Below are 5,212 nucleotides of genomic sequence, written 5' to 3' on the forward strand. Positions count from 1 at the left end.
GTGTACCGGCCCGAGCCCACGCTGGCCTTCGGACAGCGTGACACCAGGCTGCCCGGCTTTCCCGCTGCCGAGGACGCCGCTCGCGGGCACGGGTTTGAGCCGCTGGTCCGCAGGGCGGGCGGGAGGGCTGCGGCGTACCATCGCGGTTGCCTGGTGATCGATCACGTCGAACCGCAGACTGACGCCGTTGCGGGGTCCCGGAACCGGTTCGCCGGGTTTGGTGAGCTCTTCGCCGATGCGCTGCGCGCCGCAGGAGTGTCAGCTGCAATGGGCGAAATCCAGGGGGAGTACTGTCCCGGCGAATACAGCGTGCATGGAACCGGCGACCACGGACGGCGGGTCAAGCTGGTGGGAACCGCCCAACGGGTTGTCGCCGGGGCCTGGCTCTTCTCGTCGGTGGTGGTGGTCGAGGACTCGGCGCCGATCCGTGGGGTGCTGACGTCTACCTATGCCGCGATGGGTTTGGATTGGGACCCGGGGACCGCTGGCGCCGCCAATGACCTGGTTCCGGGAATCACTGTGGGAGCCGTGGAAGACGCAGTTCTTGCCGCCTACCGGCGCTCTGGATATATGTTGACAATGCCCGCCGGGGCTTCCTGCGGTTCACGGCCGGGCGTATCCTAGCTGCCAGAACCGTCAGAAGCCGGTCATTTCCGGGGCAGGAGGCGAAGATCTTGGCATCAGCTACGGCCCCGAGTACATCGGTGATGCTGGTGGTCGCTCACCCGGACGACGACGCCTATGGACTGGCGGGAAGTGTGGCTCTCCATGCGGATGATCCAGGTTTCCGGTTCACCCTCGTGCACGCCACCGATGGAGCGGCGGGGGAGATCCCACCGGGTTTTCCGGCCACCCGGGAGTCCCTCGGCGCGGTGCGGCGGGGAGAGTGCCGCAACGCCTGGCGCGCCCTCGGACGAACGCCTGACAGGCACGTCTGGCTGGATTATGCGGACGGAAAACTAGCCGGTGTTCCCAGCGAGGCACTTGTCGGGCGGATTGCCCTGCTCCTCGAGGAGGAACACCCCGACGTGGTGGCTACCTTCGGACCGGACGGCATTACGGGACATCCGGACCATATTGCGGTGGGCCAGGCCACCGATGCGGCGTTTCACCGAGTCCGCGTGGCTGCCGATACCGGGTTCCGCAGGCTGCTCCACGGCGCCATGAAGGCCTCAACATTTGAGCGGTGGAACGCTGCACGGTTGCGCGGTGGCAAGGATGTCTGGGACCCTTCCCGGGTCTATCACCTGCGTGGCGTGCCCGATGAGACCATCGGGTTGGAGGTCGACACGACCACTGTGGCCGACAGGATCATCGCTGGGCTGTCGCAGCACCGTAGCCAACTGCACGTGATCTCGGACCCTACCCGCACCGCAGCCAACTGGCGCAGGTCAGTGGGTCGCGAGTTCTTCGTCGTTGCCTGGCCGCCAAGGAGTCCTGGCGATCCGGTGCTCAACGATATGTTCGAGGGCCTGTAGATCGACCGACAGGCGGGACGGTCCCGTTGCTTGGTCAGGCCGCAGGACTGTCCCGTCCTGGTGGTAACCCGCCTGGCCTAGTGGCCGCGGGCAATCCAGTCATCAAGTGCTGGTGCTTCGGCTCCGACGGTCGTCGAATCGCCATGTCCCGGGCGCACCACCGTGTCAGCCGGAAGGCCGAGGAGGCGGTCGCGGATGGATTCGATGATGGTCGGGAAGTCGCTGAAGGACCGCCCAGTCGCGCCAGGACCGCCCTGGAACAGGGTGTCGCCGGTGAAGACGGTGCCCGCTTCAGCCAGATAGAAGCTCACTGAGCCTGGGGAGTGCCCCGGGGTGTGCAACGCCTTCAGGGTGACGCCTCCTACAGTGAACTCATCGCCGTCGTTGATGTCCTGGTCTGGCGCTGGGTCAGGGTAGATCTGGTCCCACAGCATCCGGTCGGCGGGGTGGAGATGGATGGGCGCCCGGACGGCGTCGTATACCTCGCCGACGGCGCGGATGTGGTCGTCGTGCCCGTGGGTGAGCAAGATGGCCCGGACCTGCCGGCCATTGATCTGCTCGATGACTGCGGCGGCGTTGTGGGCCGGGTCGATGACAATGCATTCACTGTCGTCACCGATGATCCAGACGTTGTTGTCCACGTCCCAGGTTCCGCCATCGAGGGAGAAGGTACCGCTGGTGAGCAGGTGTTCAACGCGCACAGCCATTATAGTTCCACCACCGAACGAAGGACTGAGCCGTCGTGCATCTTGTCGAACGCGGCTTCGACCTGGTCCAGCGCGATGCGTTCAGTGACGAAGGCGTCGAGGTCGAGGTTGCCCTGCCGGTAGTGGCTAACCAGCATCGGGAAGTCCCTGGAGGGCAGGCAGTCGCCGTACCAGGAGGACTTGAGTGAGCCGCCGCGCCCGAACACATCGAGAAGGGGGAGCTCAAGAGTCATATCGGGAGTGGGAACGCCGACCAGCACCACGGTGCCGGCGAGGTCTCGGGCGTAGAAGGCCTGCTTATATGTTTCGGGGCGCCCGACGGCGTCAATCACCACGTTGGCTCCGTTGCCGTCAGTCAGGGCCTGGATTGCCTCAACCGCGTCCTCGTTCTTGGAGTTGACCGTGTGGGTCGCTCCAAGCTTTCTGGTGGCTTCGAGCTTCCGGTCGTCGATGTCGACGGCGATGATCGTCGTCGCACCCGCGAGCTTGGCACCGGCGATGGCAGCGCTGCCCACGCCGCCGCAGCCGATGACCGCTACCGAATCGCCGCGGCGAACGTTGCCGGTGTTGATGGCGGCGCCGATGCCTGCCATGACACCGCAACCCAGAAGGCCGACGGCCGCCGCATCCGCATCAGGATCTACCTTGGTGCACTGGCCGGCGGCCACGAGGGTCTTTTCTGCAAAGGCGCCGATTCCCAACGCCGCGGTGAGTTCGGTCCCGTCCTCAAGCGTCATCTTCTGGGTGGCGTTGTGGGTATTGAAGCAGTACTGGGATTCGCCGCGACGACAGGCCCGGCATTCGCCGCACACCGCGCGCCAGTTGAGAATGACCCGGTCGCCTGGTTCTACCTCAGTGACATCAGGTCCGACGGCGCTGACCACACCGGTTGCCTCGTGGCCGAGCAGAAACGGGTAATCGTCGCTGATGCCACCCTGCTTATAGTGCAGGTCAGTGTGGCAGACGCCGCAGGTGATGATATCAACCAGTGCTTCACCCGGGCCGGGATCCGGCACAAGGATGGTTTCGATGCTGACTGGTGAGTTCTGTTTCCTGACAACTACGGCTTGGACTCTATGAGCCATTTCTACACGGTCCTTTCGGTTGTGTACCGGGCGGTAACTCAAGCATAGGCACGGAGACTGACAGCAGCTCAATTGGATGATCCTTGCCTCATGTTGGGCGAGGAGGATAGTGGTCGGCAGGCGGGTGGATTGGGAGATCGACGAGGGCTGAGGTGGCGAATGAGGCACAGGACTCGGTATCTTCTGGTTTTCGGAGCGCTCACCGGTGCTGTACTGCTAGGGGGCTGTGGCGTTCCGGTCCCGGTGACGGTCAACCTCACCGAACCCGTTGGAGACCGGACTCTGGTCGACGGCGTCTGTCTGGGCCTAAATGCAGTTCCCGCGACGAACTGCGGCGAGGACGACTGCGTGCGCTGGGCCGTGAGTGAACCGTCAGCTTCGGCAATCTGGCGACTACCGAAGGGCGAGGAGGTGTCGCCGGTTCAACAAGTTTCCGGGTGAACGTGACTCGGATAGGTTGTTCGGGCGGAGGGACTGTCCCAGCAACGACTTGGTCCAGCTGACCGTGGAATTGGCAGAGCCGGTTGGCGGGCGGAAAATGGTCGATTGCGGGTGCCTCGCGGGGAAAGCCGCGAGTAGCCCATACTGCGAGAACGACGGCGTTCGAACCCCGTGGACACCTTCTTCCGGGACGTGAAAAGATTGATCCCGGTGTTCGCTGTGGGCGTAATCTGGATGTCTCTCGTGTTCTCTTGCTGGCCCTGAAACTGTCGGTGGGGGGTGATGTGATGGGGGTATGAAACAGCAGGACGGGTCCCGTTCGTATCGGTTTGCTGGGAACACCCCGGTCACCGTCGTGGAGGTGGCTGGCCCGGAATCGCTGGTGGGTCTGCTGCTGCCGCAGCCCGCCGGGGCGCAGACGACCCGGGGAGTGCCTTGCACTGCTGATCTGTTGGTGGCGGCGGACCGGTTGATGTCGTGGGTCGCTGCCCGGCAGGCGGAGTTGGTTGCGGCGTTGCATGGCGAGGTGCAGGGCCACGCCGTCCGTGTTGCTTCTGGGCCCGGCGCCCGTTCGGGCGTGGGCAGCGGGCTGGGATTGACTTTGTCGGCTGAGGAGTTGGCGCCGTTGCTGAATCTCTCGGGGCGGGCAGCGCACCGGCTGTTAGGCCAGAGCCTGGCCCTGGTCGAGGACCTCCCGAAAACCCTCCAATGCCTCGGCATGGGAGTGCTCTCGGTCCGGCAAGCCCTGGTGATTGTTGATGAAGCTCTCACCGTGCCGGCCGATGTCGTACCCGGCTACGAAGGTGACGTGTTGAAAAGCGGTGCGCAGCTGACGTCGCCCCGGCTGAAGGCCACGTGCCGTCGGGTGCGGGAGCGCTTGCACCCCGAGTCGATCGAGCTTGTCAAGTTTTCTGTGTAGGTGATCCAGATTTCATGGTTTAGAGGTAGGGGTTGATGCGGTCGGGATGGACGAGTGTGAGCTCGCTGAGGGCGGCTTTCCAGCCTTGGACGACGCTGCCTTCGACGAGGCGTCCGGAGGCCTTACGGGGTTGACCCTTGGGGGTTCGCGCTTCCTTGGCGCGTTCGCGGGCTCGCTTGTCTTCGATGTTCATGATGGCCAGCCAGAGCAGCTTGATCGCTGCCGCGTCGTTGGGGAAATGACCCCGGTTTTTGATGATTTTGCGCAGCTGGTAGTTCAGCGACTCGATGCTGTTGGTGGTATAGATGACTTTGCGCAGGGCGGGTCCGAACGCCAGGAACGGGATGAACCGTTCCCAAGCGTTCTCCCAGGTGTTGATCGCGGCCGGGTATTTCCTGCCCAGCTTGGAGTCGGCGAAGGTTCCCAACGCCGTAAGGGCAGCGTCTTCGTCGGCTGCGGTGTAAATGGGACGCAGCAGCGCCGCGACGGCCTTGCGGTCACCGTAGGATACGAACCGCATCGAGGCTCGGATCAGGTGGACTACGCACGTTTGAACGGTGGCTTGGGACCAGGTGGCCTCGA

The 5,212-nt window shown here is 64.1% G+C and carries 6 protein-coding genes; 3 read left to right on the top strand and 3 right to left on the bottom strand.

Annotated features, from left to right (window positions below; all coding sequences use genetic code 11):
* Positions 1 to 624, top strand: a 624-nt coding sequence (locus Y703_RS0113120) for a lipoate--protein ligase (protein WP_026553066.1), incomplete at its 5' end; no start/stop codon positions are given.
* A 50-nt stretch (positions 625 to 674) separates the two neighbouring features.
* Positions 675 to 1,478 carry a PIG-L deacetylase family protein gene (locus Y703_RS19900; RefSeq protein WP_253908046.1) on the top strand — a complete coding sequence of 268 codons (804 nt, stop codon included), beginning with the start codon at positions 675 to 677 and terminating at the stop codon, positions 1,476 to 1,478.
* Between the two features lie 77 nt (positions 1,479 to 1,555).
* Here the strand turns inward: Y703_RS19900 and Y703_RS0113130 are convergent, their stop codons facing one another.
* Positions 1,556 to 2,185, bottom strand: a complete 630-nt coding sequence (locus Y703_RS0113130; protein WP_026553067.1) for an MBL fold metallo-hydrolase — start codon at positions 2,183 to 2,185, stop codon at positions 1,556 to 1,558.
* Positions 2,185 to 3,270, bottom strand: a complete 1,086-nt coding sequence (locus Y703_RS0113135) for an S-(hydroxymethyl)mycothiol dehydrogenase (RefSeq protein ID WP_026553068.1) — start codon at positions 3,268 to 3,270, stop codon at positions 2,185 to 2,187. Before Y703_RS0113135 ends, Y703_RS0113130 begins: the two co-directional genes overlap by 1 nt.
* A 736-nt stretch (positions 3,271 to 4,006) precedes the next feature.
* Between Y703_RS0113135 and Y703_RS0113140 the strand changes: the two genes are divergently transcribed.
* Positions 4,007 to 4,630, top strand: coding sequence for a 13E12 repeat family protein (locus tag Y703_RS0113140; protein WP_026553069.1), 624 nt, complete (start codon positions 4,007 to 4,009; stop codon positions 4,628 to 4,630).
* Between the two features lie 19 nt (positions 4,631 to 4,649).
* Here Y703_RS0113140 and Y703_RS0113145 read toward each other — a convergent pair.
* On the bottom strand, positions 4,650 to 5,212 hold a 563-nt coding region (locus Y703_RS0113145), incomplete at its 5' end, for an IS256 family transposase (protein WP_026553070.1).

Origin of the sequence: Arthrobacter sp. H20, assembly GCF_000520515.1 — a bacterium.
GTDB lineage: Bacteria > Actinomycetota > Actinomycetes > Actinomycetales > Micrococcaceae > Arthrobacter_D.